Source organism: Mucilaginibacter sp. KACC 22063 (assembly GCF_028736115.1).
Classification (GTDB): Bacteria; Bacteroidota; Bacteroidia; order Sphingobacteriales; family Sphingobacteriaceae; genus Mucilaginibacter.
Genome location: NZ_CP117877.1, coordinates 3,169,243 through 3,194,001, shown reverse-complemented (window position 1 = coordinate 3,194,001; position 24,759 = coordinate 3,169,243). Strand labels below are relative to the sequence as shown.

At 40.4% G+C, this 24,759-nt stretch carries 19 protein-coding genes and 1 tRNA gene; 9 read left to right on the top strand and 11 right to left on the bottom strand.

Going from position 1 to position 24,759, the window contains the following annotated elements; translation table 11 throughout:
• Position 1 precedes the first annotated feature (1 nt).
• The gene (locus tag PQ461_RS13745; protein WP_274206097.1) at positions 2 to 895 is read left to right on the top strand and encodes a glycosyltransferase family 2 protein; all 894 of its coding nucleotides are present in this window, start codon (positions 2 to 4) and stop codon (positions 893 to 895) included.
• Here the strand turns inward: PQ461_RS13745 and PQ461_RS13740 are convergent.
• Genes PQ461_RS13740 through PQ461_RS13725 form a run of 4 tightly spaced genes read right to left on the bottom strand, consistent with a single transcriptional unit; the run spans position 888 to position 7,303 of the window.
• Positions 888 to 1,967 carry a hypothetical protein gene (locus PQ461_RS13740; protein WP_274206096.1) on the bottom strand — a complete coding sequence of 360 codons (1,080 nt, stop codon included), beginning with the start codon at positions 1,965 to 1,967 and terminating at the stop codon, positions 888 to 890. The genes PQ461_RS13745 and PQ461_RS13740 overlap by 8 nt on opposite strands.
• Position 1,968: 1 nt before the next feature.
• Complete coding sequence (locus PQ461_RS13735) at positions 1,969 to 4,308, bottom strand: SLBB domain-containing protein (RefSeq protein WP_274206095.1); 2,340 nt, start codon at positions 4,306 to 4,308, stop codon at positions 1,969 to 1,971.
• A gap of 48 nt (positions 4,309 to 4,356) precedes the next feature.
• Positions 4,357 to 6,015: a capsule assembly Wzi family protein gene (locus tag PQ461_RS13730; protein WP_274206094.1), complete on the bottom strand. Its 1,659-nt coding sequence runs from the start codon at positions 6,013 to 6,015 to the stop codon at positions 4,357 to 4,359.
• A 49-nt stretch (positions 6,016 to 6,064) separates the two neighbouring features.
• The gene (locus tag PQ461_RS13725) at positions 6,065 to 7,303 is read right to left on the bottom strand and encodes a glycosyltransferase family 4 protein (protein WP_274206093.1); all 1,239 of its coding nucleotides are present in this window, start codon (positions 7,301 to 7,303) and stop codon (positions 6,065 to 6,067) included.
• 289 nt (positions 7,304 to 7,592) lie between these two features.
• Here PQ461_RS13725 and PQ461_RS13720 point away from each other — a divergent pair, with 289 nt between their 5' ends.
• Both PQ461_RS13720 and PQ461_RS13715 read left to right on the top strand, forming a co-directional pair.
• Positions 7,593 to 8,546 carry an SDR family oxidoreductase gene (locus tag PQ461_RS13720; protein ID WP_274206092.1) on the top strand — a complete coding sequence of 318 codons (954 nt, stop codon included), beginning with the start codon at positions 7,593 to 7,595 and terminating at the stop codon, positions 8,544 to 8,546.
• 7 nt (positions 8,547 to 8,553) lie between these two features.
• Positions 8,554 to 9,657 (top strand): glycosyltransferase, encoded by a 1,104-nt coding sequence (locus tag PQ461_RS13715; protein WP_274206091.1) that lies wholly within the window; start codon positions 8,554 to 8,556, stop codon positions 9,655 to 9,657.
• Here the strand turns inward: PQ461_RS13715 and PQ461_RS13710 are convergent.
• The 6 genes from PQ461_RS13710 to PQ461_RS13685 form a co-directional block, all read right to left on the bottom strand.
• Positions 9,654 to 10,778 carry a glycosyltransferase family 4 protein gene (locus PQ461_RS13710; RefSeq protein ID WP_274206090.1) on the bottom strand — a complete coding sequence of 375 codons (1,125 nt, stop codon included), beginning with the start codon at positions 10,776 to 10,778 and terminating at the stop codon, positions 9,654 to 9,656. The two genes, PQ461_RS13715 and PQ461_RS13710, sit on opposite strands and share 4 nt — an antisense overlap.
• Before the next feature lie 3 nt (positions 10,779 to 10,781).
• Positions 10,782 to 11,474, bottom strand: coding sequence for an acyltransferase (locus PQ461_RS13705; RefSeq protein ID WP_274206089.1), 693 nt, complete (start codon positions 11,472 to 11,474; stop codon positions 10,782 to 10,784).
• Complete coding sequence (locus PQ461_RS13700; RefSeq protein ID WP_274206088.1) at positions 11,437 to 12,828, bottom strand: O-antigen ligase family protein; 1,392 nt, start codon at positions 12,826 to 12,828, stop codon at positions 11,437 to 11,439. The genes PQ461_RS13705 and PQ461_RS13700 overlap by 38 nt, the downstream gene beginning before the upstream one ends.
• A 39-nt stretch (positions 12,829 to 12,867) precedes the next feature.
• Entirely contained in the window at positions 12,868 to 13,797 is a 930-nt protein-coding gene (locus tag PQ461_RS13695) for a glycosyltransferase family 2 protein (RefSeq protein WP_274206087.1), read from the bottom strand.
• A gap of 94 nt (positions 13,798 to 13,891) precedes the next feature.
• Positions 13,892 to 16,639, bottom strand: a complete 2,748-nt coding sequence (locus PQ461_RS13690; RefSeq protein ID WP_274206086.1) for a S8 family peptidase — start codon at positions 16,637 to 16,639, stop codon at positions 13,892 to 13,894.
• A 100-nt stretch (positions 16,640 to 16,739) separates the two neighbouring features.
• Positions 16,740 to 17,567 carry a M57 family metalloprotease gene (locus PQ461_RS13685; RefSeq protein WP_274206085.1) on the bottom strand — a complete coding sequence of 276 codons (828 nt, stop codon included), beginning with the start codon at positions 17,565 to 17,567 and terminating at the stop codon, positions 16,740 to 16,742.
• A gap of 253 nt (positions 17,568 to 17,820) precedes the next feature.
• On the opposite strand from PQ461_RS13685, the gene kdsA reads away from it, so the two are divergent.
• The 5 genes from kdsA (at position 17,821) to PQ461_RS13660 (ending at position 22,093) form a co-directional block, all read left to right on the top strand.
• Positions 17,821 to 18,600, top strand: a complete 780-nt coding sequence (gene kdsA, locus PQ461_RS13680) for a 3-deoxy-8-phosphooctulonate synthase (protein ID WP_274206084.1) — start codon at positions 17,821 to 17,823, stop codon at positions 18,598 to 18,600.
• Between the two features lies 1 nt (position 18,601).
• Entirely contained in the window at positions 18,602 to 19,537 is a 936-nt protein-coding gene (locus tag PQ461_RS13675; RefSeq protein ID WP_274206083.1) for a KpsF/GutQ family sugar-phosphate isomerase, read from the top strand.
• A gap of 212 nt (positions 19,538 to 19,749) precedes the next feature.
• Positions 19,750 to 21,153, top strand: a complete 1,404-nt coding sequence (locus PQ461_RS13670; protein ID WP_274206082.1) for an undecaprenyl-phosphate glucose phosphotransferase — start codon at positions 19,750 to 19,752, stop codon at positions 21,151 to 21,153.
• Entirely contained in the window at positions 21,143 to 21,946 is an 804-nt protein-coding gene (locus PQ461_RS13665; protein WP_274206081.1) for an ABC transporter substrate-binding protein, read from the top strand. The genes PQ461_RS13670 and PQ461_RS13665 overlap by 11 nt, the downstream gene beginning before the upstream one ends.
• 65 nt (positions 21,947 to 22,011) lie before the next feature.
• A tRNA-Leu gene (locus PQ461_RS13660) sits at positions 22,012 to 22,093 on the top strand.
• A gap of 109 nt (positions 22,094 to 22,202) precedes the next feature.
• On the opposite strand, the gene PQ461_RS13655 is transcribed toward PQ461_RS13660, so the two are convergent.
• Positions 22,203 to 22,721 (bottom strand): hypothetical protein, encoded by a 519-nt coding sequence (locus PQ461_RS13655; protein WP_274206080.1) that lies wholly within the window; start codon positions 22,719 to 22,721, stop codon positions 22,203 to 22,205.
• Positions 22,722 to 22,985: 264 nt separating this feature from the next.
• Between PQ461_RS13655 and PQ461_RS13650 the strand changes: the two genes are divergently transcribed.
• On the top strand, positions 22,986 to 24,746 hold the full coding sequence (locus PQ461_RS13650; RefSeq protein WP_274206079.1) for an alpha-L-fucosidase: 1,761 nt from the start codon (positions 22,986 to 22,988) through the stop codon (positions 24,744 to 24,746).
• Positions 24,747 to 24,759 lie beyond the last annotated feature (13 nt).

Sequence of the window (24,759 nt, the reverse complement as noted above, 5' to 3'; positions counted from 1 at the left end):
AATGGAAGTATCTGTTGTAATGGCCACCTATAATGGCGAGAAGTATCTGGCTAAGCAGCTTGATTCTATTATAAGTCAAACTTTAAAACCGGCAGAAATAATCGTATGTGATGATAACTCAACCGATATTACGGCGAAGATTTTAACACATTACCAACAGGATCAGAAACTTAATTATGAAGTCAATCCGGCACGTTTAGGGTTGATAAGAAACTTTAAAAAGTCAGTTTCTTTAGTGAAGGGCGATTACATCGCATTAAGTGACCAGGATGATGAATGGATGCCCGAGAAATTAGCACAAACGGTAAGTTTATTAAAGGAAATAGAGGAACCCGAATTACCCTGTTTGGTTTACTCAGATCTGTTGTATGTTGATGAACAGGGTAACATTTTAAACAATTCTTTCAGGAGCGAATACGGGCAGGATAAATATCAGCACAACTTACAAACCTTGCTATTCAGCAATTTTGTAACAGGGTGTACCATTGTAATGAATAAAAAAATGGCATCATACTTTGCAGAAATGCCGGATGATGTCAGGTTTCATGATGAATGGATTGCCTTAGTGGCTTTTACATTTGGCAAAACTGCCAGTATTGACAAGCCGCTGGTAAGGTACAGGCGACATGCAAACAACCTAAGTATAGCTAATGATACAAAGCCTCGTAATCGTTTTATGAGTGTCGTGAATCAGCTAAAAACAGCCTTAAATGGCAAGGATGATTTCTTGGAAACACAATTCGGCATTATAAAACGCTTTTACCAGCAATACGCTAAAGATATGAGTATTGAAAAGAAAGCCTTTTTTGATGATTTTCTACGTTTAGAAAATAAATCCTATATCACTAAAAAGCTTGCCTTTCGTAAGGTTGTAACTAAGTTTAAAGTTAATTAGTAGCCTGCTTAGGTTTGCGAAATACTGCCAGAAACAATCCCATCAATACAAAACCGGCAAAGGCACCGCTAAACATAGTTACCGGGTACTTTAACTTGTTCTTTTTCAACGGAAGTTCGGGTACGTCAACAAGAGTGACGGTAGGCGTTTCCTGAGCCAGCATAGTTTTGCTTGCTTCAAGGTTTTTAACTGTTTCTGTAAAAATGGTACTCAGTACAATCTTGTCTCGCTCTTTCACTTCTACGTTGGCGTTAGCCTGGGTATATGCCGGGTTTTGATCAAGCAGCAACTGATTAGCTGATGACAGGGCATAGGTTTTGTGATTAAGTATGGTACCGATACTATCTGCCCGGTGCTGCAGCCTGTTTACATTGTTACGGATACGCGTAGTTTTTGTAGAGATATAAAACTCAGTAGCCTGCTTTATTATGCGGTTGCAAAACAACAGTGCGAGTTTTTCATCTTTCATGGTAGCCGTGGCTTCAAAAAAACTTAGTTTCTTATCAGTTTTGGAAATACTGAAGTCTCCTATTAAAATCCTTTCGGTCATCTCATGCAGCAAGCTATCCTGTAAACGACTATAGTTAGCATTATTTACAGGAAAGCGAATCGGCTTGCCATCCTTACTATACTTCAACCACGACTTGCTAAGTTTGCTTACTTCAGCATATTTATCGGCTAATGATATTGTCCCGGCCGTATCGTAAGGTGTTTTTAGCGTTCTTTCAATTAACGACTGGCTTTTTAAAAGCTCCTGTACATTATCACCTGACAATACACCACTGCCGCCGCCAATACCATCAAGGTTAAAGCCGAACTGGCCTGCAATGGCTGCCAAACCACCAGCACTGCCCGTTTTAGAATCGTCTATCACAAAAGTTAACCTTGCAGTGTAGCTGGGACGTTTAAAATAAGCGGCTGCCGCTCCCAGTAATGCACCCAAAATAACCGCAGCAATAAGCAACGGTTTGTAGTTAAAAATGTGCTTGATGTTGCTATAGCTACTTACAAAAAGCGACTTTAAAGAGAACTCAGGCTCGTACGGATAGGGTGTATGGGATTCTGTGTTCATCTTATTTCTTAAGTATGGCAATTAAACTGATTACAGCGGTTAAGGCTGATGCGATACCTGCAATTGAACCAACGTCCAGCTTAAATTTAACTTCCGGGTCTTTCTCCGGTACAATGATTTTGCTGCCGGGTTTTACTGATGGATAATTTCTAAAGAAAAGGAAATGCCTTACAGGTTTATTCAAGCCATTAGGATATTTAATATAAGCGCCTTTAAGCCTTGCGTGTGCTGTAGCGCCGCCCGCACCATTAATATAATATTTAAAGCGATGCCCGTTGTAACTGATCAGCTGCGGGTTATTAACAGCGCCTGTAACTTCTACAAAAGTGATAGAGCGCGGAATAAAGATACTGTCGCCTGCTAAAAGCACCCTGTCTTCTTTTTCCTGCTGATTGTTGATCTCTTTGGTCAGATCCAGATTGATGCGTACCCCCTTGCGGAAAACCTGTGCATTTTCTAACGATCCGTACGGCGTAAGGCCGCCTGCGCGTTTTAAGAACTCAAGTGCGGTTTCGTCACGACGCTGTACTGCGTAGTCGCCAGGGAATAATACTTCGCCCTGGACGTTTACATTGCCTAATGAACGGTAGTTAACAAGGCGTTGTACATAAACATAGTCCATTGGTTCCAGCTCAATATCTTCTGAAGAGCCCTTTGAAAGGTCAACCGTGTAAGTATTTACAACCTTATTGGCAACGCTGTCCTGCATGTTTTTAATAATCCTTGACACTTCAACATGATGTTCTGCCGCCTGGTCGTCAAAGCCGCCAGCCATTGCTATCGCATCAGTTAGTTTCATACCCTTGCGGTAAACAAAGGTTGATGGTTTGCGAACATGCCCATTAACAGTTACACTTTGATTGGATATAAAGATGCTCTGTTCCTGTATCACTACAGAATCTTCGCGCATTAATGGTATATCATTATGACCATTAACAATATCTAAAGGATTAAAAGAAATAAACTGCCTTTGCAGGTCGGGCAGGGTTCTTTTGATAAATGCCTTTGCTGTATATGCCTCTGGTTTTAAGCCCTGTGCCAATTTTAATAAAGCGGATAAGGTTAAACCAGGGGTAAGCTCATAAGGACCCGGGCGATAAACAGCGCCTTCAAGTACCACGCGGTTAGCAAAACGATTGGTAATTGCACCAATGGTCACTATATCGCCATTATGCGGTACAAAGTTGCTGAACAAGCTTACAGGAACATCTTTTACATCGCGCTCCAGGTCATTTACCTGCTCTATTTTAGCGATACCTTTATAAGCCACGTCTGTAAAACCGCCCGCATATTTGATCAGGTCATCTAACTGTTCATTATCTTTCAACTCATAAATAGCAGGGCGCTTAACTTCGCCTTGTATGGCTACCCGTTTACGGTAAACAGGAATACGTATTACATCCTGATCTTCTAAACGTACATTGCCGCTTAGTACGCCGCTTTGCAAAAAGTCGTAAAAGTCGACAGTTTTATAAAGCTTATTGTTCCTGATCAATTCAATATAGCGAAGCGAACCATTAGCATTTGGGCCGCCTGCATTATACAATACGTTATAAAGAGTTGCTAATGAAGACAGGGTATAGGTACCCGGAGTTTTTGCCTCGCCTACAACCGTTATCCTGATGCTGCGTGTGTTGCCTAAATTAATAGTTAACTGGGTTTGACCACTGCGTAAGCCAGGGTAGATCTTTACCATTTTAGCCCGGATAAGATTTGTAGCCTGCTCTATGGTAAATCCATTAACGTATACGATACCTGCATAAGGGATTTGAAGATTACCTTCCGGGGTAACTTTTGTACGTACACTGCTTTCATTTTGCCCTGTTACCAGCACTATTAATTCGTCGCCTGGGCCAAGCACATAACTTTTTGGCGTAGCAACATTAAAGCTGGGTTGAAAGCTGATGGAACTTTGATTGAAAAAGTCGGCGCCAAAAACATTAAGCTGTTTTGGTTCAGGATTCGCTGGCTGTGGTGTCGGTTTGGTAACTGTATTAGTAGTATCCCTCGAATAATCTATTTCCTTTTTCTCTCCTTTTGAATAGGTAGCTTTTGATTTGCTGGTGTTTAAGCCCAACAAAGTTACACGGTCTTTAAATGCCTGCACCTCGGTTTCGGGTAGGCCGCGTTGTTGAAGTAATTTGTAAGCCTGGTCTTCTGGTATGCCAGAATCCTGTAGCTTTTTCCATGCCTGCTGGATCTGCTCATCGCTAAGCTGGCTTACTTTTACCTGGCCCAGGTTGCTCATGCTTAAGCCCGAGCTTGCATCCTGAGCATAGCTTTTAACAACAGGCAGCGTTATAGCAATTAAGACAATGAGTAATATGTATTTTATCCGCATAGGGAATATAGAGTAAGTCAAAAGTTACAAAAATATTTTAATTAATTATTAAAAGCCATAAGATACACCAAATGTTACCTGGTTAGGTACTGCAGATGTTTGTAATTGTGGTAAAATAACACCTTTCTGATGCATGTATGCGCCTCTTAAAAATAATCTGTGTAAAAATTCATACCGGGCTTCTAATACAATCTGGCTTTGCGCCTGTACCGGGCCTTGTTGCAAAAATTTTGGCTGTGGTTCTGCAAAGTACTGATCAAGCACGCTGCCTTCTGCACCTTTACGCACATACATGATCTGTGCAGTGGTAGTTAGCTTAGGCAGTGGGTTGTAAGAGATCCACCCGATCAGTTTATCTGCGTTTTGGCCAATCCAATCGCCTAACAGGTAGGTTTGATTAGTATAGGTTTGTGCCGGGATCAGGTTATTATACACAAAAGGATTGATGTGGGTGTACTCCATACCCAGGGTTAAGTAGGGGATAAGTACATCAGTTACAGATGCCCCTAAGTTATAGCCTAACTGGTTACGGCTTCTGTTCGGATCAAATATGGTTTCTGTACGGATCTCATCGATAAATAACGTTGCATACAAATGTGTGTGCGGGATATGGTTACGTGAGCTTGCCTGGAAGAAAAACTGTCCGTTTGAGCCGGTAGTGATTTTATAGCGGCTTTGGTACTGATCATAAGCCTTGAAAAATAATACCGGTATCAGGTAACCTGCATCAAAATTATCGCTTGATATCATGGATTCGCCTACGCTTAGCTCAAGGCCTTTGATAGGCAAAAAGTTAAGGCTGTGCGAAGCCATGTACTTATTTACCCATATTTCGCGGTTGTTGCCGTATAAAGAATTGCCTTTATTATAGGTACGTGCCGAATCTATAATGCCTGATTGAAGCGATGCTAATGTATAATTAAAGTGCAGCCATTTTACGGGTGAATAATCAAGGCGTAAAAAAGGGTAGGCCGGCGCTTTGTCTGAAAGAATCAAACGGCCGTTTTGCCCATAACCGTAAAGCAACTGATCTTTACCTAGGCTGATAAGGCCATTCTTCCAGCTGTAAGTGATACTACCACGAACATCACTATAATTAACACTGGTAGAGCGGGGATTAAGGTTGGCAGTACGCTGGATACCGGTTTCGGGGCTAAAACGTTTAAGGCTGTCTACGCCATCGCCGCTTTCATTAATGTCTTGTATATAGGCCTGAAAGCTGAAGTGTTTGCCTGCCTGTCCCCAAAAAGCAATACCCGAAGCTTGTTTAAATACACCTTTATTTTTGCCTTTGGTGTACTCGTAAGTTAGTGCAGGGTCGGCCCTGAAAACGAAATCCTTTTTATTTACGGTAAGTAACCTGCGGTTACCGTACTGATCCTTTCCCCATAAATAATGCGTTGCAGAATCGGTAAGGTCATTGCGGAACTCACTGTATTCGTCCAGGTAAAAATCAAGCTCTTTTTTTTCGGTAGCGCTAAGTTTTTGACGCTCTTGCTGTAGTTCTTCAAGCAGAGCAGCAATTTCCTGGCGGCTAACAGGCTGTATAAGGTCGTCAAAATTGATGTTTCCTTTTTGCGCCTGGCGTGCCAGATATTTGTATACAGGGTGATTGGGATTTTCAAATACGGCCTGTGCCTTTGCACTACATATAAATAATACAGCAGCAACGGTGAGCAATAATGCCCTTTTGTAATTAAATATCATTATAATAAGCAGATGAATAAATTACCGCAATAATAGCAATAAATAATGGTTATAACGCCGGAACAAGCTTTTTAAGCCCCTCGTAGTGTCGTTCAGTGTTAATTAATTTTCTTATATGTTTTTCAGCATTAATGCCCATTTGCTTAATCAAATCCGGTTTATTGTACAGGCTTTTGATTTTTTCTGACAGTTGCTCAGCGTTGCCCGGATCAAATAAATAGCCGGTTTCGCCATCAATCACCATTTCCGTGATGGCACCCATTTTTGATCCAATAACAGGTTTTTGCAAAGCCATAGCTTCAACTGCGGTAAAACCAAGCACCTCGTACCACTCTGACGGGCAAATTAAAAACTCGGCACCGTTTATCAGGTCCAGGGTTTCTATCTTGCTTTTTTTACCGGTGAATTCAACGTGCTTTAAACTATTCTGTGCCGCAAATGTTTTTAATTCCTGCTCCTGGGTGCCTGTTCCTACTATCTTCAAATGCAGATCCGGATTGTTTACCATTGCTTTTAGTACCGTGGCTATACCTTTTATCTTTTCTAAGCGGCCCACAAAAATGATATAACGCTCGTTTACGCTCTTAATTTCGTTGCCTGATTTTACCTTTTCAATCTCGCTGTAATCATACCCGTGATAGAGTGGTGTCAGTTTATCTTCAAAAAAATTAAACTGCTTAAACTTATTGTAACTGAAATTTGAAGGGCAGATATAATGGTCTACGTATTTATAATAATTAAGGTAGCCGTTTACATAGTTTTCTAACGCTGCTACCGTACTTGCTGCAATGGAGCCCTTTTTACATTTATGCGTTATGCAATTATAAAACTTACCGCCATAACAACGTTCGCATACTTTGCCGTGGCTTATAAATGTGCTTTCAGGACAGATAGGGGTGTACTCATGCAGTGTCCAGATAATCGGAATATTGTGTTCCTTTAATACTTTAAGTATAACAGGCGTAATGTAATGATGTATTACATTAATGTGGGCGAAATCAATTTTAACCTCAGATAGTAGTTTTTTGAGGTTGTTTTTTGCTTCGGTAGAATAGATGCTTTTAGCGATGACATTTACTCCCTCAATTATATTTGAACGGTTGAGCTGCTTATAATCTATTTTATTAATAAAGTATTTATCATATATGGTAGGGTAGTTTCTGCTGTCTGTCATAGAAAATGGGACAATGTGGTGTCCTTTTTCCTGATACAGTTTTGTAATAAAATCTACATAGGTCCAATCACCTCCGCTGGGGTACCATGTCCAGTTAACAACGAGAATATTCAATTTTATTGAAAATAGTAAAGTGGCATAATTTATGCTCAGTACAAAAATGTACATGCATTTACCAAAGATGCCAGTTATAATTTGAATTTATAAACAAGTCTTAAACTAATGTTATAATGAATAGTTTTTACAATTTTTTTTTCGCTTGTTAAAGCATACTGTAAAACCTTAATCATAAAAACGTTGTTTATGAACTTAAAAAAGTTAATTTTGGGCTTTGTATTGCAGTTTTTTTACATACTACCCAGCCGTTAACTTTTAGTTATTAACAGTGGCTTTGAACTACATAATGAAGAAAAAAATTTATATCGCCGGTTCAGGTGGGATGCTCGGTGAAGCTTTTTACCGGATATTCAAAAAAGATTATGAGCTGAAATGTACAGATAAAGATGTTAACGAACCCTGGCTGGATTTTTTAGACTTCCGCGACTTTAACAACTACAGAAAAGAGGTAGCAGAATTTAACCCCGATTATCTTTTTCACCTTGGCGCCCTTACTAATCTGGAAGAGTGTGAATTGAACCCTGACAATACTTATTTAACAAATACAACTTCTGTTGAAAATGCTGTTCTGCTTGCTAATGAACTGAATATACCCATATTATATATAAGTACAGCAGGCATTTTTGATGGTAAGAAGGACTTTTACGATGATTGGGATGAACCTAATCCGCTTGGGCATTATGCACGCTCTAAATATATGGGTGAGCGTTATGTACGCGAAAACGCCAATAAATACATCATATGCCGTGCAGGCTGGATGATGGGAGGCGGCCCTAAAAAGGATAAAAAGTTCATTAACAAAATCATTAAACAATTAGCGAGTGGAAAAAGAGACCTTTACATTGTAAACGATAAAGACGGTACACCTACATTTACTGTAGACTTTGCGAAAAACGTAAAGTTATTAATGGAAAATGAGTATTGGGGCTTATACAACTTGGTATGTAAAGGCGAAACCAGCAGGCGTGAAGTAGCCGAAGAAATTGTAAGCATATTAGGTTTACAGAGCGAGGTTACCATACACGAAGTATCTTCAGATTACTTTAAAGAAACTTATTTCGCTCCGCGGCCTCCGTCTGAGCGATTGATCAATAAAAAACTTGAACTACGCAATATCAATGTAATGCGCGATTGGCGTATTGCTTTACGCGATTACATTAATGATTATTATTCTGACTATCTTGCAGACAAAATTGATGATGGAAAAGAAGTTTCCATTACTTTGAAATCTGCAGTCTGAATAAACTATGCGTATTGCCGCTTTTGGCTTCCGGACGATACCTCCAACAAAAGGTGCGGCCGGAGCCGACAAATTTGCTCTTGAACTTTTCCCGCGTCTTGTAAAACTTGGCCATTCAGTAGTGGCTTACAATCGCCGTTACCCTGACGTGTTTGTTGATATAACAAATTACAAAGGGGTTCAGGTTAAAACTATTAAAACCGTAAGACGGTCTGGCTTTGATACGTTGCTGCATTCTTTTAAATGTACATGGGATATTATTGTAAATAATACGGCAGATATTGTCCATATACAAAATGGCGGTAATAGTATATGGGCGCTTCCTTTAAGATTATTTGGTAAAAAGGTATTTATCAGCCAGGATGGTGTGGATTGGAAACGCGATAAGTGGCCGTGGTATGGTAAATTATATCTGAAAATATCAGCCTATATCACTGCGCATGTACCTAACCAGATCATATTTGACAATGTAATAGCCAAGCGGCTTTTCGAAGAACGATTTAAAAAGCAATATCGCTTTATTCCATTTGGCAGTGAGGTAGAGCCCGTTAAAAAACCTGACGACGTATTGAATAAACATAATCTTGAAAAAGGCGGTTATTATCTTTTCGTAGGGCGTTTTATTCCAGACAAGGGACTGCATTATTTAGTGCCTGCTTTTAAGGCAGCTAAAACCAATAAAAAGCTGGTTTTGATCGGTGGTTCGCCTAACCCTTCTCCTTATGAACAGGAGATATTTAATATGGGAAATGAAAGTATTATTTTCCCGGGCTTTGTATATGGCGAAGATGTTAACGCTTTAATGCTTAATTCATACTGTTACATTCAGCCATCAGATGTGGAAGGCTTATCGCCGGTCGTTTTAACAGTAATGGGTTTAAATGTGCCATTAATCGTAAGCAACATCGAAGAGAATATCTACGTGGTAGAAGATACCGCCATCAAATTTAAAAAGGGCAGTATTCAATCGTTAACAGAGCAGATCAATTATTGCGAAGAGCACTATCCGGAGATGCTGGAATTAGCTAAACACGCCCAACAACGGGCATTAAGTGTATTTAATTGGGATAAGGTAGCCGAGGAACATGTAAGGGTTTTCAGCGAGAACTAAATGCTGTTGCGGATGGCTTCTATAAAACCGAGCGCTGTTTTACGCCATGAAAATGCTTTAATGCGTTCGTTTCCTTTTTCTATCATATCCGCACGCAGTTGAGGGACATCAATTACTTTTTTAATCTTATAAGCGATATCATCAGTATCAAAAGGATTAAAAGATAGAACTGCATTGCCGCCAACTTCTGGCAGGCAGGTGTTATCTGCAACCAGTACAGGTAAATGGTGCTCAAAAGCTTCTAAAACAGGTATTCCGAATCCTTCATTTAAAGATGGAAAAACATATGCCAGCGCATTGGTATATAACTCGTCGATCTGATCATCGGTCAAATAGCCCGTGATGAAAATATCTGGTCTAAATTTACTTTTTTTAATAGTATCCAGAATCAGATCATGGTCGTTATCGAACCTGTTAGTACTTATTGATCCTACCAAAACTAATTTCATTTCGGCATAGCCGGTATCCTTCAATTTGACGAAAGCGTTGATTAACGCGGGAATGTTCTTTCGCTTAAACATTGACCCTACATGCAACAAATATTGATGCGGCTTTAGCTGATATTCTGATAATAGGCTTTGTTTATTTTTCCTTTCAGCTTTCAGCAGCTTAGGACCTTCGTAAATTACCTTTAGTTTTTCGTCTGATAAGTGGGTATATTTCTTGATCTGGTCTTTAGCGTAATTTGTAGGCGTTACTACAAATAAAGACCGCCTTGCGGCTGGTATAGCCGTTTTGTGATAAAGCCACAACCACAATTTACCGTAGTTTTCCGGCGACTCAAAGAAGAATGCATCGTGAAACACAGGCACTGTTCTAAATCCCAAATTGATAACAGGAGCGAAGTTGTCGGTGCAGATCAAAACGTCGCATCCCTTCATAAAGGCTTTTAAGGGTAAGATCACCTGTTTCCAGGTATGGTATCTCAAATGTTCAAGGTATTTGAAAAATGCATTTTTCTGTTCAAATACCGGAATGTTGACGTCTATAAATTTAAATTTCAGATCATTGGTCTCCAGTTGCTTAAACTCACGGCATAATTCTTCCAAATAAGTTTTCATGCCGGTTTTAGAAACCCGCAGATCACGTATATCTACACCGATAGTTAGAGGCTTAGGCATTTGTCAGATCCTGCTTTTAATTATCCTTGCAGGTACGCCTGCAACAATAGAATTATCAGGTACGGATTTATTTACGACGCTTCCTGCTGCAATTACACAACCGTTGCCAACAGTTACCCCATCCAAAATGGTTGCGCCGCCGCCTATCCAGCAATTACTGCCGATGATTACGCCACTACGGGTAAGCCCCTGTTCTTTGATAATGATGTCGGGATCCGAAAAGTTGTGGTTCTCAGAAAAGATCTGAACGTTAGGCCCCATAATTACATCATCGCCAATGGTGATACCACCCTGGCCGCCTAAATAAGCCCCGGCATTAATTCCGGTTCTGCTGCCTATGGTAATACCTATCCCTTTATGCGAAACAATGCCCGTACCCAAAAGCGTAGAGTTACGGCCAATGGATACATGGTCGCCGAATTTTACACCGTTGAAAGAAAGTGCATTAACGAAAACGTTATCTTCAAGTATCAGATTTTTGCCTGCTTCAATCTGGTAGGCATGTCTTACTTTTACCTGACGGCCTAGGAAAACCAGTCCTGACGACCGTTTCATAAAGGGCTTTAAACACAAGCCGCGGATAGCCTGCCATAAACGTACCCACGAAATAGCAATCAGGTCGCGGGTAGTGTAAGGGCTTTCCCATTTGTAATCAGGGTTATTCTTTAACTTCCGTATAACTTTCTCTATCAGCATTTTGATATGTTAGTTCGCCCCTGTATTGCATTATTGTTGATATTAACAAGCCCGATAAGAACCAGTTCATATATGAAATATAAGAAGATGATTCTAATTCGGACGTAAACAGCGGTATTAAAAACCCAATCTTAAAAAGTAAAACGGCCAGGCATATCTTTCTTTCCTTACCTTTTAATATGCGCTGCCACTTTAAACCTTGTTTAACAAACATCACAAAAATAACTAGGTATAAAACAAGGGCAATTACACCAGCCTGAACACCAATAATAATAAATTGGTTTTCGCCGCCTGTATTATCACCTAATGACCCCGCTACACGGCCCGATGTCCCTAAGCCCATTCCGAAAGGGTGCTGAGCAATAGCCATGATACCTTCTACCCATTGTAAAATGTGACCCACACTCGAGGGATTACTAAAGTCTATGGTGTTCATCACCACCTCAGTTAAGCCATCTACCTTGTTATCCATTCTTGAGAACAGGTATAAAAAATAGCATGCCACAAGGATAACGCCCAGGTGTATGCTTTGGGTAATCAACTTTTTCCTGGTGATCAGTGCGTAAACATATACCACTAAAAAATAACTGGCCAGCGGCGCACGCGAAAGCGCAAAAAGTATGGAAAAGAATGTAGCACCGATAGTCGCCATTGAAGCTGTGCTGAATTTGAAGCGGTTGTCGTCCTGTGTGTATAAAGCCAGCAGTAGCGATAAGGCAAGTATGCTTGCCGCAGCATGTTCGAGCGGATTGGCAAAAAAGCTGGCAAATCTGCGAAATCCACCTTCCGACTCGAAAGTGGTACTTAACCCGAATGTTCCGCTGGGTTCAAAATTAAAAAAGTAATACACATAATCGGCATAGCCGGTTATGGTTTGCAGGTTTTGATTAAATAATACTTCAAAAAAACAAACTATTCCTGCTGCAATAGCCAATACGCCTACATAACTGAAGTATTTATTGATGTAAACGTCTTTAATATTAATAAACCTGCCTGCGAAATAAACGATGATAAAAAAGGAGATACTTTTTAACGCCAGTAATCTTTGAACTAAGGTCTGCTCGCCAATGGGCAGTATGGCATAGACTACCGTTAGTGCTAAAAAAGTAAATATTAGATAGTCGATAAGATGGAACCGGGGTCGGGTTTTTAAAGAAAATAAGCTTGCCCCAAGTAAACAAAGTACGAGTATCTCTTTAAAAAACTGGAAAAACGGGATGAACGTTTTTAGCCCTATAGTATAGGCCACAGACATTGCCGTGGTGTATATCGACAAGCCAAATATCAGGAAAACGAGGAATGCAGCTTTGTTACCCTTGAAAATTTCCCTTACCGCTACAATAAAGGAAGCCAAAAATATAAGGGTAAAAACGAACATGCCTGCTGATGTGAATTAATTATTGGGCCAAATTACGCTTTGTGGCGTAAAAAGTCCATCTTTTAAACCCTTTAGTAAGTTGTTGACCTTTTTATTCCTGCCTCTTATTTTAAGATAGGTAAGTAATGCCAGGTAATATGTGCCGCTGCCAATTACATAAATAGGGTAGAAAGCCGCTGCTCCATATCGCCTTAAAAACCAAATACGGTTACGGCTGATATAATAGTGGATCACCGGATTTAAATAACCTTCTTCTGCTTTCTGTTTGGTTTTACCGGATGCGCCTGCCTCATGTAGTATTTTTACAGATGGTAAATAATGCAGTTCATAGCCCGCATTTTTTATGCGGAATGATAGCTCGACATCTTCATAATATAGAAAGAACTGCTTATTGAATAAGCCTGATTTAATCAGGGCGCTGTTTCTAATGAACATGCAGCAACCGGTAATCCAGTCAACCTGCTTAATTGTATCAGTACTTTTTTGTGCGCTTTGGCTTTTATCAGACTTGATATCGCCAATTAGTTTGCTGAAAGAACCAGGGCCGTTCCATAATTGCGTTCTGTTATGCAGCCAGTAAATGGCAGGTTGCACGGCACCGGCTTTTTGAAAGGTGTCTAAATGCTGTTTTAATGCACTGATAATATCTTCTTCAACAATGGTGTCAGTATTAATAACCAGCGAATAAGTATATCCCTTATCGATGCTGTATCTTAAACCTACGTTGTTGCCTTCGGCAAAGCCAAGATTTTGGGTATTTGGAATATAGTGAAGCTGCGGAAAAGTTTGTTGCAGTAACTGAAGCGAATCATCATGCGAAGCATTATCCACCACCACAATATCAAATAACTGGTTATCACAGTTGGCCAGTATCGAGCTTATACAATCTGTAGTATGCTTGGGCGTATTATAATTAACCAGGATAACACAAACAGGCTTTATCATTTCAAATAGAAGTTTGTGTTGCAGTTATTAATGCTGTTATACAGATCACGGAGATAGATTGATACCGCTAAATTAAACAATTATAATGAGCTGTTTAAATCTTGATGAGTTTACCTGAATAAATGGTTTTGCCATTTAATCTGATTGTATACACATATAAACCCGGACTAACGTTGATCTGAAATGAATTTTGCAGGTTATCTAAGGTCCGGGTGATATAAAGTTTGCCCGTGGTATCATACAATTTAAACTCGTAATTGTTAATGCTGCCGCTAATGATATTCACTTGGCTGCTCACCGGGTTGGGATAAACCACAAACTGGTTGTCAGATAAAAAAGTAGCATTAGCTATATCAGAATAATAGTTTTTACCATCAATAGTGGTAAACCTTGTCCTGTAATAATTAGTGCCCTTTTGCGGCGAAGGATCAGTGAAAGTATAATCGAGGCTTTGGCTCGCCGTTGTAGATCCAATGGGTTTGTATTGGTTTAACGGACCCAATTTTTCCCAGGTGATAGTTTGTAGCCCGGTTGTTGTGCCGATCTGCAAGCTCAGTACAATTTGATTGTTTTGGACATTGGCAATCAGATTTCTTACATAGCAGCCCACCCCTTGCGTTGTCGCATTTATGGTATAGCTTTTTAAACCTTCAAAGCCGTCTCCCTGTGCACTTACAGCAAAGTAGGCAGATGTTTGCTGTGCAGAGGGTATAACAATCATGGTGTCTGCCGCGGTGGTCAGCTTGGTTAAGACATTATCTTTAATAGAATAAATGGTATAAGCAGAACTTCCGGGTTGCGGATTCCAATGCAATTGTGTACCATCTGTACAGTTATAGCCTACATCAATTGTTAGTGGTTTGGATATGGTAAAAGGCTTACTGATATAAGATTGGCCATTTACGTCCATTTTCAAAATAGCCTTGGTAAATACATCAGGGGCATTCCAAACATAGTAACCGTCATTCAGGTTGGCGCTTGCTAATTCTGTCCAGTTAAGTCCATTATCATAACTGACGCTGATTTTTCCTGATGCAGGCGAAAACGAACTTTGCCAGCGCAGGTAATTATCATCATCATCAAAAAGCTGGTCGTTACCCGATGGATATGTCCATTCAAATTTATTGGCAATAGTTTCCTGGTGGGCAATATAAAAAGCTTGCGATGTGGCATTCTTAATTTTACCCGTAACGTGTATGGTGTAAGTGCCCGCCACAGGGTTTTGTATTGTAACCTGCTCGGTATTGTTTAAACTATCGATGCCTTGTTTGGCAACAGCATTCAATGAATCGGTAGCAGGGTAGGTGCTTAAGACCCACGGATGGATCAGCTTACCGTCTGGTGTTGTTATGGTTAAGTTAAGATCATTCACCAATGCCGATGCCGCATTAATTTCCGCCGGTGGATCATTCCATGCCATTGAAACTTTTAATAAGGCGCATTGTGCAGGTACTGTGATGGTATAATTTTGCTGTTGGTTATTATTGATATTACCGCTAATTACCCGGCCGTCGGAAATTGTTCTTACAGCTTCCAACGCGTTAAGTTTACCGTAGCCTGTTTGATAATCTGGGTGTAGTGTGCCAATATCATCGGCCGAATTGATCAGTACACTTTTAATAAGCGCGGCTGATGGCATGCTCTTATACTGTTTTTTGTATTGCTGCTGCATTAAGGCTACCGTACCCGATACAAGTGCCGCAGCGCCTGATGTGCCATCTTCGCCGTCGGCTACCAATTCTGGTTTTAGTCGGCCGTCATAAGTGGGTCCTGCAGAGCTTAGGTTTTGATAGATATTCTTTCTGTCAGTTCCGCCTACAACAATCACGTTTTTGGCTTGCTTAAATGTGCCTGATAGGTTTGCCGCAGTTAAGCTGGTGTACAAGCCGGTTTGCGGCTGTGTGGTGCCTATATTTCCTGCTGAAAATACATGAACTACAGAATCGTTATGATAAATCTGGTCGTCATATTGTACGGCTTCAAGGCCATAAAAGTTTTCGATGCCTGTGCCATACGAGTGATTTTGCAGATAGACGTTATATTTTTTAAAGGTTGAGATACTGTCCGGAGAAAGATTGGCGAAATCTGATGAGGTAAACCTCACTTGTGGTGCTGCGCCTAAGCCTTTGATAAAGGAGTTTCCGTTTCCACCGATGAGCGTAGCCATAGTAGTGGCATGCCCGGTGGTAAAAGCCGCTGCCGGAAATGAAGAAAATGAACGGCCTAATAGGTCGAGGTCGTCATCATACTTGTTTTCTTTAACACAAACATTAATGCCCGAGCCATTTAAATCGGTAAAGTTATCAGCAACTGCGCTTATGCTATTTACACCAAGATCAATGTCGTTAATAACTAATTCTTCTTTTGCCTTACGTGGCGTAAATGCAAATGCAATGTCTTTTTCAGCTAAAATTTTTGTCAGGTCCCGAAGTTTTAAATTTATCGTGACCTGATTTTTTAATTGGGACAGGATGGTTCCCGAGCCTTTTAATCTCTCAATTAACTTACTATCATCCTGCCTAAGCAGTAGCGTTACAGGTTTAGTCTGTGAAGGGTGTTTTTGTAAAGTTGATACCAACTCGTCGCTGGCTTTCCATAGGTTGTTGGCTTTCTCGGCCGACAAAACATTTTTGTTAAATATTATCTGTTCGTCAGATGATATAATGTAATGCTCGGCATCAATCACCTTTAATATTTTTCCATATATTGGCTTTGTGCCGGCTGTATGTTTAATCAGGTAAGTATTTGCTGCGGCAGTATCGTTGAGATCTGCCCGGTAGGCTACAGCAAAATTATCACGGCTTTTTTGTGCATTTGCAATAAATACACAAAAAAAGGGCATCAGCAAGTAAAACGCTTTTTTAAGCATATACATAGCAAACCAAAGGAAGATATCTTCCTTTGGTTTGTTTTTTATTGATCAATAAAAGTAAGTTAAGAAATTAATACAGGTAATTTAAAGCAACTTTATCATTTGCATTAAATGTACGATCGCCGCCGTTTGAGCAGGCAAGCATCCATGAACCAGCATCAGGGCTGCTTGGCGTACCAGGAATAAGCACAGCACCAACATTTGATGCACCTTCATTTGTAGCAGTACCACCGCAGCTATACGCACGATTCATGTAGTCGGTATGACGGAAACCGATACAATGTCCCATTTCGTGCTGAATAACTGAAGTTAAGTAACCCAAATTAGGGTTTGTACCATAAGCAGCCGAGTTAGTGTTCATCTGAATCTGGCTGTAAGGGTTTCCTGATGAGGTAGGGAAACCAGAAGAACCTAAGGTAATGTATCCACCGCTTGGGCCCTGGTTAAAACCAACAATCTGGATCTGGCCACCGCTGCTTACGATCTGGAATTTTAGTGTAAGGTTTAAAGCATTGTAACGTGATACCGCCGCTGCTGCTGCGTTAGCATAAACTGTAGGCAGGTTTGAGACAGACACTGTTACAGTTCTTGGCAGGTTTTTAACCAGGTTAGTAGTACGGTATTGCTCTGTTTCTGCAATACGTAATGTAGGGCTGGTGCTGGTTTCGGCAAGGTTTTCTTTAGTTAAAAGGATGTCGCCTTCAACTAAATAATTATCGCCGATTTTGCGTACGTTATCAGTGCTGAAACCCAGCTGTGCAATGCTTTTTGAGACATCTGCTGATATGTCATCAGCTTTTACTTCAGTTTTTGTTTCGTTCGATTTTGTACATGCGAACAGCAATGATGCTGCACATACAGTAATGAGACCTGTCTTAAATAGGACACTTGTTTTCATGATGTTTAGTTTAGTATTACTTGAATTTTAGTTGTTGGGCTGGCCAGCCTTACTTAACTTGTACGGGGTGTGTAATGATTATGTTACCGGATTTTTTCAATAATTAAAGAAAATTTAATTTTTAGTGTAGATATTAATTAATATTCCAAATAGTGGTAAAATAAGCTGGTAAAACTTTATCAGTGAGCTTGGGTGTTTACATGCTATTACAACAATTATTATAGTGAGTTAAAAATTGCCATCTTTGCTGTATATGACATTGTTTGAGGAAATTCAGCAGAAGCCATTTTTTATAATAGGCCCATGCGTAATGGAAAATCAGGAGTTATTATACCAGGTTGCCGAACACGTGGCAAATATTGGCCAGAAATATAATGTACCGGTTGTATTTAAATCTTCTTATGATAAGGCCAACCGTACATCAATCCACTCATACCGTGGCCCGGGCTTAGAGAAAGGTATGGAAATGCTGCAAAAGGTAAAGGAGAAGTTTAACCTGCCGGTTACAACAGATATTCATGAAAGTTACCAGGCGGCCCCAGTTGCCGAAGTAGCAGATATACTACAGATCCCTGCTTTTTTATGCCGCCAAACAGACCTGCTGGTAGCAGCTGCTAAAACCGGGAAAATCGTAAACGTTAAAAAAGCACAGTTCCTTTCGGGGCAGGATATGCAATACCCTGCACAAAAAGTGATTGAAGCCGGCAATTCGCAAGTGATATTAACCGAGCGTGGCAACATGTACGGTTATAATAACTTGGCGGTTGATTTCAGGAATATATATGACATGAAAGCCTTTGGCTATCCTGTATGTATGGATTGTACACATTCTGTACAACGGCCGGGTGGGGCAGGCGGCAAAACCGGTGGAGACAGAACATTTGTGCCTATGATGGCGCTGGCTGCAAAAGCTTTTGGGGCTGATGGCTATTTTATGGAAACACACCCTGACCCTGACCATGCTTTAAGCGATGGCCCTAATATGGTAAAGTTGCATGAACTGGAAAAAGTAATTGCGCCGCTTATTGGATAACATGACTGAGATTGCCAAAAAGGTTTTCGAAACAGAGATCGAATCCTTGCAGCATGCGGCTGCAAGGATAGATGATACCTTTACTGATGTGGTAAATGCTTTGCTTGAGGCTAAGGGCAAGGTAATCGTTGCAGGCATGGGCAAATCCGGCCTGATCGGCAAAAAAATTGCAGCCACGTTTGCCAGTACAGGTACGCCCAGCTTTTTTTTACATCCGGGCGAGGCGTTCCATGGCGACTTAGGCATGATAGAACGGCAGGATGTGATATTGCTTTTGTCTTACTCCGGCGAAACCGATGAGGTATTGCGCATTATACCGTTTCTAAAATGGAATGGCAATACCATTATCAGCATTACTGGCAACGCAGATTCTACATTGGCAAAAAACAGTAACTATCATATTTTAACGCCCGTCATAAAAGAGGCCTGCCCGCATGAGTTGGCGCCAACCTCATCTACAACGGTGGCATTGGTAATGGGTGATGCCCTGGCCATAGCCTTAATGGAAGCCAGACAGTTTAAGGCTGCAGATTTTGCACGTTTTCATCCGGGTGGTAACCTGGGCCGTAAATTGCTCATTAAGGTAAAAGACCTGATGCGCCGCGACCAGCTGCCTTTTATAGATGAACAAGCTTCTTTTATGTCGTTGCTGTTAAAAATGTCTGAAGGGCGTTTAGGAATGACCATTGTAGGCACCCCCAACAAAGTTAATGGTGTAATTACTGATGGCGATCTTAGACGCGCTTTGCTGAAATACCCAGATATTGCCAATCATAAACTTACCGATATGATGACCGTAACCCCGGTTATAATTGATGAGGATACGCTGATTGACGAGGCAGAACAACTGATGGTTCAAAAGAAGATCACTACTATATTAGTTGGTTCGTCTTTGCAACGCTCAGTAACGGGTGTTTACCAGATTTATAATCAATAAATCTATTTCCTTGTCAATAAATAATTAAGCTTTAGTAATATTTATTTTACTGTGCATTAATAAAAACACATTTATTTAATATTAAATATAAACTGGTAGTTGAGATTTAAATATTTTCAAAAAATAGCCTGAATCGTTGCTTTATAAGCTGTAAATTTTGAATAAATATGTTAATTTAGCATGGCATTTGTATCAATCCGCATTGCTGTTAAATGATTCACAGGTACGCTACGTTTATAAAAGCTATCAATCTCACCGTTGATTATATTATTCTAAATATAAGCATGGTAATGGCTTATATTATAGTGGATAAGTCATACATTACCTGGATCAACAATAAAAATTATCTACCTATTGTATTGGTGTTTAATTTATTATGGCTGCTCTCTGCCAATATATCAGGTCTGTATGAGTATGTTTTAAATAAAGATTCGATAAATACATACCGTAGTGTATTTAAAACCTATTTACTTTTTGTTTGCCTGATATGCTTTACCATATTAATAATAATTGGTACTAAAGCGTATTTCATAACCAGGGAATACCTGTTCTTCTCCATTGCCCTGTTCGGGTTCTTACTGGGTTTATGGAAGCTCATCTTCCTGAGCATACGTAAAAGCGACCGCCGCTTGCTGATGGACAAGCGCAACGTAATTATTGTGGGTGCAGGACGGTCTGGTTTGGATCTGTATAAATTTTTCACTGAAAACCCTGAAAGGGGTTATAACATGGTTGGCTTTTTTGATGACAACCCTGAAAATATAAAAGAACCATCGTTGTTTTTAGGCCCGGTTGAGGAATGTCTTGATTATGCGATAAGTAACCGCGTACATGAGCTTTTCTGTGCTTTACCGCAAACTGAATCAAAGTCGATAGAAACGTTGATGCAGGAGGCCGATAAAAACATGATCAGGTTTAAGCTGGTACCCGAATTTTATAGTTATACCACCAGGCATACCCTTATACAAAGCTTTGGCAACATCCCGGTAATTTCACTTCGGCCGGAACCACTTGAAAGTTTGCTGAACAGGTTTATTAAACGTGTCTTCGACATCGTCTTCTCCCTGTTTATCATGGTGTTCCTGTTAAGCTGGTTAATTCCCATCATTGCTATTATCATTAAGCTGCAATCAAAAGGCCCGGTGTTTTTTGTACAGTTACGTTCGGGCAGGGCAAATGAAACGTTCAAATGCTATAAATTCAGGAGCATGACGGTGAATAACGAGTCGGACCATAAGCAGGCTACCCGCGGCGATGCACGCATCACTAAAATCGGTGCTTTTATGAGGCGTACCAATATCGACGAACTGCCCCAGTTTTATAACGTGCTTATTGGTAATATGTCTGTTGTAGGGCCGCGCCCGCACATGGTTAAGCATACCGAGCAATACTCCAAAGTGATTGAAAAATACATGGTACGCCATTTCCTTAAACCAGGTATTACCGGTTGGGCACAGGTAAATGGTTTTCGTGGCGAAACACGTGACAACTACGCTATGGAGAAACGTGTGGAGTACGATGTATGGTATCTGGAAAACTGGTCGTTTCTGTTAGATCTTAAAATTATCTTCCTTACTTTCTGGAATACCGCCAAGGGAGAAGAAAATGCCTTCTGATGCTATCGTAAAAGATCAGCTTGGCAGACAGGTTACCATCCAATTTCCGCCGCAGCGTATTATTTCTATAGTCCCTTCTCAAACGGAGCTATTGTATGATCTTGGCCTTGAAGAAAGTGTAGTAGGCATCACTAAGTTTTGCATACACCCGGAAAGCTGGCATCAATCAAAAGAAAAAATAGGCGGCACCAAGCAGCTGGACATGGATAAAATCCATGCCTTAAAGCCTGATCTGATCATTGCTAACAAAGAAGAAAACGAGCGTAGCCAGATAGAGGAGTTAATGCAACACTATCCGGTTTGGATCAGCGATATTAACGATCTGGACGGTGCGCTTGATATGATTAACGCCGTTGGAGAAATAACTGGAACTGAGGAAAAAGCCATGCATGTAGTGAGCCAAATTACACAGAGCTTTGCCAACATTAAGCCGTTAAGCAACTTAGCAGATATTCTTTATTTTATCTGGAGAAAACCTTACATGGTAGCAGGGCAGGACACCTTTATCAGCCACATGCTTACTCGTTGTGGTTTTAAAAATTGTGTTACCACAGACCGTTATCCCGAACTGAACGAGGAAATGCAACAGCTGAAGCCGCAGGTTGTTTTCTTATCGTCAGAACCGTATCCTTTTAAAGAAAAGCATAAAGCAGAGTTTAACGTATTATACCCTGGTGCATTTGTGCATTTGGTAGATGGCGAAATGTTTTCGTGGTATGGCAGCAGGCTGCTTTATGCGGCTGATTACTTTAAGCAATTAATTAATTTAGTTGAAAACCAATTGGTTAAATAAAAAATAAAAAAATGATTGTAAGATATAGAATATAAGTCTATCTTTGCCAACTCAAAATCCTAACCGCGGAAGTGGCGTAATTGGTAGCCGCACCAGACTTAGGATCTGGCGCCGCGAGGCGTGGGGGTTCGAGTCCCTTCTTCCGCACTAAATGAGAAAACCCTCTTTAAGTAATTTAAAGAGGGTTTTTCTTTTAGAATGTTTTAATAATGGGTTTTAAATTATAACATCTGCCTTTACTGTTCAAGTTCCATTTTCAATTGCAAGTAGTGTAAGGGTTGGAGCATTGCATATCAGGAGATAACCAACCTTCCTTAATGTGTCCTTTATAATTTATTTTTACATAAACCCAGCCATTGTTGAAATCAGTAACATAGTAAAGTTGATCTGTCCATTCTGGGATGGTATTTTTTATCGATGATTTAAAATCTGAATTGGTGTATAAATATAATTTATCTCTTTTACCGTAGTTCCTGGCATATGTACCAATATACTTTGCTTTTCTTATCCAACCGTTAATATGTTTTTCAGATATGCTATAGGTAAGGGTTCCATAAAAATAGTCTGATGTTTGGTTCAAAATAGTAAAAACCAAATAGTCTTCGTTTTTAAAATCCTGTTTTAGAGTTTGTATCAGTGTCCCAAGTGGTTTTGTATATATTGCTATTGCCCCTTTATATTCCGGATCAATTAATACATCACAGGTTTTTTTACGAACCTGAGAGAAAGAGGCTAAATAAATGAATGAAGAACATATAAATAAGAAATATCTCATTTGTGGATTAAGGTATAAATCTAATGAATTTTCAGTTTAATTAAATTCGAATATCTTCAAAGTGTTCTAACGCCTGCCTTTCTTCCGTACTGAGTTTTAAAATCTTCAAAGATACTTGCATTAGAGACTTTTTTTTATTAAATCTATTTTTTAGCCTTTGATATGTTTTAGGATAATAAAAGTCGGTTTTGTGCAACTTCTTATCTTCGTGATAACTCTATTTTTAGCCTGACCATTTTATCTGAATTATAATTTTGTTGATCTATGAGAAGAATAAATACGCTTTGTATACTTGCTGCCTTGTTAAGCGTTAACAGCTACGCGCAAAAAGTAGAAAAAAATCTCAAATCCAAACATGAGCCTATACCTGCTATCCCAGCTCAACTTCCTTTGAACAGTGTTCCTTTAGCTGATTCTAAAACTTTTCCGGAGGTACAACTGGGTATTCCGATAGCTAAGGGACCATTTGAACCTAACTGGGCATCCATAGAAAAAAATTACCCGGGAGACCCCCAATGGCTCAGGGATGCAAAATTTGGGATATGGGTACACTTCGGGCCACAGGCATCTGGCGAAAGTGGCGACTGGTATGCTCGTAAAATGTATGTGCAAGGTACTAAGGCCTATGAAAATCATCTTAAAAAGTATGGACATCCTTCACAGTACGGATATAAAGAGGTGCTGAGAGACTGGAACCCCAAACAGCTTGACCCGGCGAAGCTCGCTAAGATATATCAGGATGCCGGTGCGCGTTTCCTGATGATCCAGGGCGTTCACCATGACAATTTTGATCTTTGGAATTCACGGTATCAGCCCTGGAACTCGGTAAATATCGGACCCAAGCGCGACATTATCGGCGAATGGGCAAAGGCCGCAAGGGCAGCAGGTATCAGGTTCGGGGTAACTTTCCATCATGAATATACCTGGTGGTGGTGGCAAACCGCTTTCGGCAGCGATACCAGCGGAGCTAAAAAAGGAGTGCCTTATGACGGGCATCTTACCCTGGCAGACGGCAAAGGAAAATGGTGGGAGGGACTTGATCCAAGGCTCTTATATGGTATAGACCTTCGCGAATACAACGGTGTGGAGTCTGCTGCAAAATCACCCTGGTCGCCTCCACCCGCCGGTATTTTCTCCAGGCATTTGGCTTATGATAAATGGTATGCAACTAACTGGGCGCTGCGCATGATGGATGTAGTGCAGCATTATGATCCTGATTTTATTTATACCGATGGTACCGTTCAGGGGCCGTTTACCGGCGATGGTACAGGTACAGGGTATAAAGCCAATGCCATGCAAACCGTTATAGCTGATTTTTATAATCGCACCTTAGCGCGCAGGGGCAAGGTAAATACTTTCAGTATTGTTAAGTTTAGAAGTAAAACCAATGGTACCGTAACTACGGAAGAATTCGGGATACCTGAAAATATTAAGACCGATCAGCCCTGGATAGCAGAGGCGCCGGTTGGCGACTGGTTTTATGCTCCCGGGTTTACCTATGATTCGGGAATGATGATCAAGTATATTACCGAGGCCATTGCACGTGATGGTAATGCGGCGATATGTATTTCACTGCTTCCTGATGGTTCGCTTGATGAAGGAAGTTTAAAAATGCTAAAAGAAGTAGGTATATGGATGCGCAGAAATGGCGAAGCGGTATATGGTAGCCATGCCTGGGTAATGCCAGGGGAAGGCGAACAAGTTAACGGTAAACTTAAAATGTTACCCGGCGGTGGTTTAGGAAAAAGGCAGGCAGAATTTAAATTTAACGAGCAGGACTTTAGGTTTATAGTAGGTAAAAATGGTGCACTCTACGTATTCAGTATGGTTGTGCCGAAAGCGGGAACCATGTTAACGGTTAAGTCATTAGGAATTGATGCAAAATACCTGGACCACCCGGTTAAAAATGTGCAGCTTTTAGGATATAACGGACAGTTAAAATGGAAACAATCACCAGAAGGGCTGGTGATCTCCTGCCCTGAAACAATGCCATATGCGACATCTGTGGTATTTAAAATAGATTAACCGACTGTTGCGC

Bases quoted from the DNA above. Each gene is read 5' to 3' on its own strand.
- PQ461_RS13745 (WP_274206097.1), top strand. From the start codon at position 2: ATGGAAGTATCTGTTGTAATGGCCACCTATAATGGCGAGAAGTATCTG.
- PQ461_RS13740 (WP_274206096.1), bottom strand. From the start codon at position 1,967: ATGAACACAGAATCCCATACACCCTATCCGTACGAGCCTGAGTTCTCT.
- PQ461_RS13735 (WP_274206095.1), bottom strand. From the start codon at position 4,308: ATGCGGATAAAATACATATTACTCATTGTCTTAATTGCTATAACGCTG.
- PQ461_RS13730 (WP_274206094.1), bottom strand. From the start codon at position 6,015: ATGATATTTAATTACAAAAGGGCATTATTGCTCACCGTTGCTGCTGTA.
- PQ461_RS13720 (WP_274206092.1), top strand. From the start codon at position 7,593: ATGAAGAAAAAAATTTATATCGCCGGTTCAGGTGGGATGCTCGGTGAA.
- PQ461_RS13715 (WP_274206091.1), top strand. From the start codon at position 8,554: ATGCGTATTGCCGCTTTTGGCTTCCGGACGATACCTCCAACAAAAGGT.
- PQ461_RS13710 (WP_274206090.1), bottom strand. From the start codon at position 10,778: ATGCCTAAGCCTCTAACTATCGGTGTAGATATACGTGATCTGCGGGTT.
- PQ461_RS13705 (WP_274206089.1), bottom strand. From the start codon at position 11,474: ATGCTGATAGAGAAAGTTATACGGAAGTTAAAGAATAACCCTGATTAC.
- PQ461_RS13695 (WP_274206087.1), bottom strand. From the start codon at position 13,797: ATGATAAAGCCTGTTTGTGTTATCCTGGTTAATTATAATACGCCCAAG.
- PQ461_RS13690 (WP_274206086.1), bottom strand. From the start codon at position 16,639: ATGCCCTTTTTTTGTGTATTTATTGCAAATGCACAAAAAAGCCGTGAT.
- PQ461_RS13685 (WP_274206085.1), bottom strand. From the start codon at position 17,567: ATGAAAACAAGTGTCCTATTTAAGACAGGTCTCATTACTGTATGTGCA.
- kdsA (WP_274206084.1), top strand. From the start codon at position 17,821: ATGACATTGTTTGAGGAAATTCAGCAGAAGCCATTTTTTATAATAGGC.
- PQ461_RS13675 (WP_274206083.1), top strand. From the start codon at position 18,602: ATGACTGAGATTGCCAAAAAGGTTTTCGAAACAGAGATCGAATCCTTG.
- PQ461_RS13670 (WP_274206082.1), top strand. From the start codon at position 19,750: ATGATTCACAGGTACGCTACGTTTATAAAAGCTATCAATCTCACCGTT.
- PQ461_RS13665 (WP_274206081.1), top strand. From the start codon at position 21,143: ATGCCTTCTGATGCTATCGTAAAAGATCAGCTTGGCAGACAGGTTACC.
- PQ461_RS13655 (WP_274206080.1), bottom strand. From the start codon at position 22,721: ATGAGATATTTCTTATTTATATGTTCTTCATTCATTTATTTAGCCTCT.
- PQ461_RS13650 (WP_274206079.1), top strand. From the start codon at position 22,986: ATGAGAAGAATAAATACGCTTTGTATACTTGCTGCCTTGTTAAGCGTT.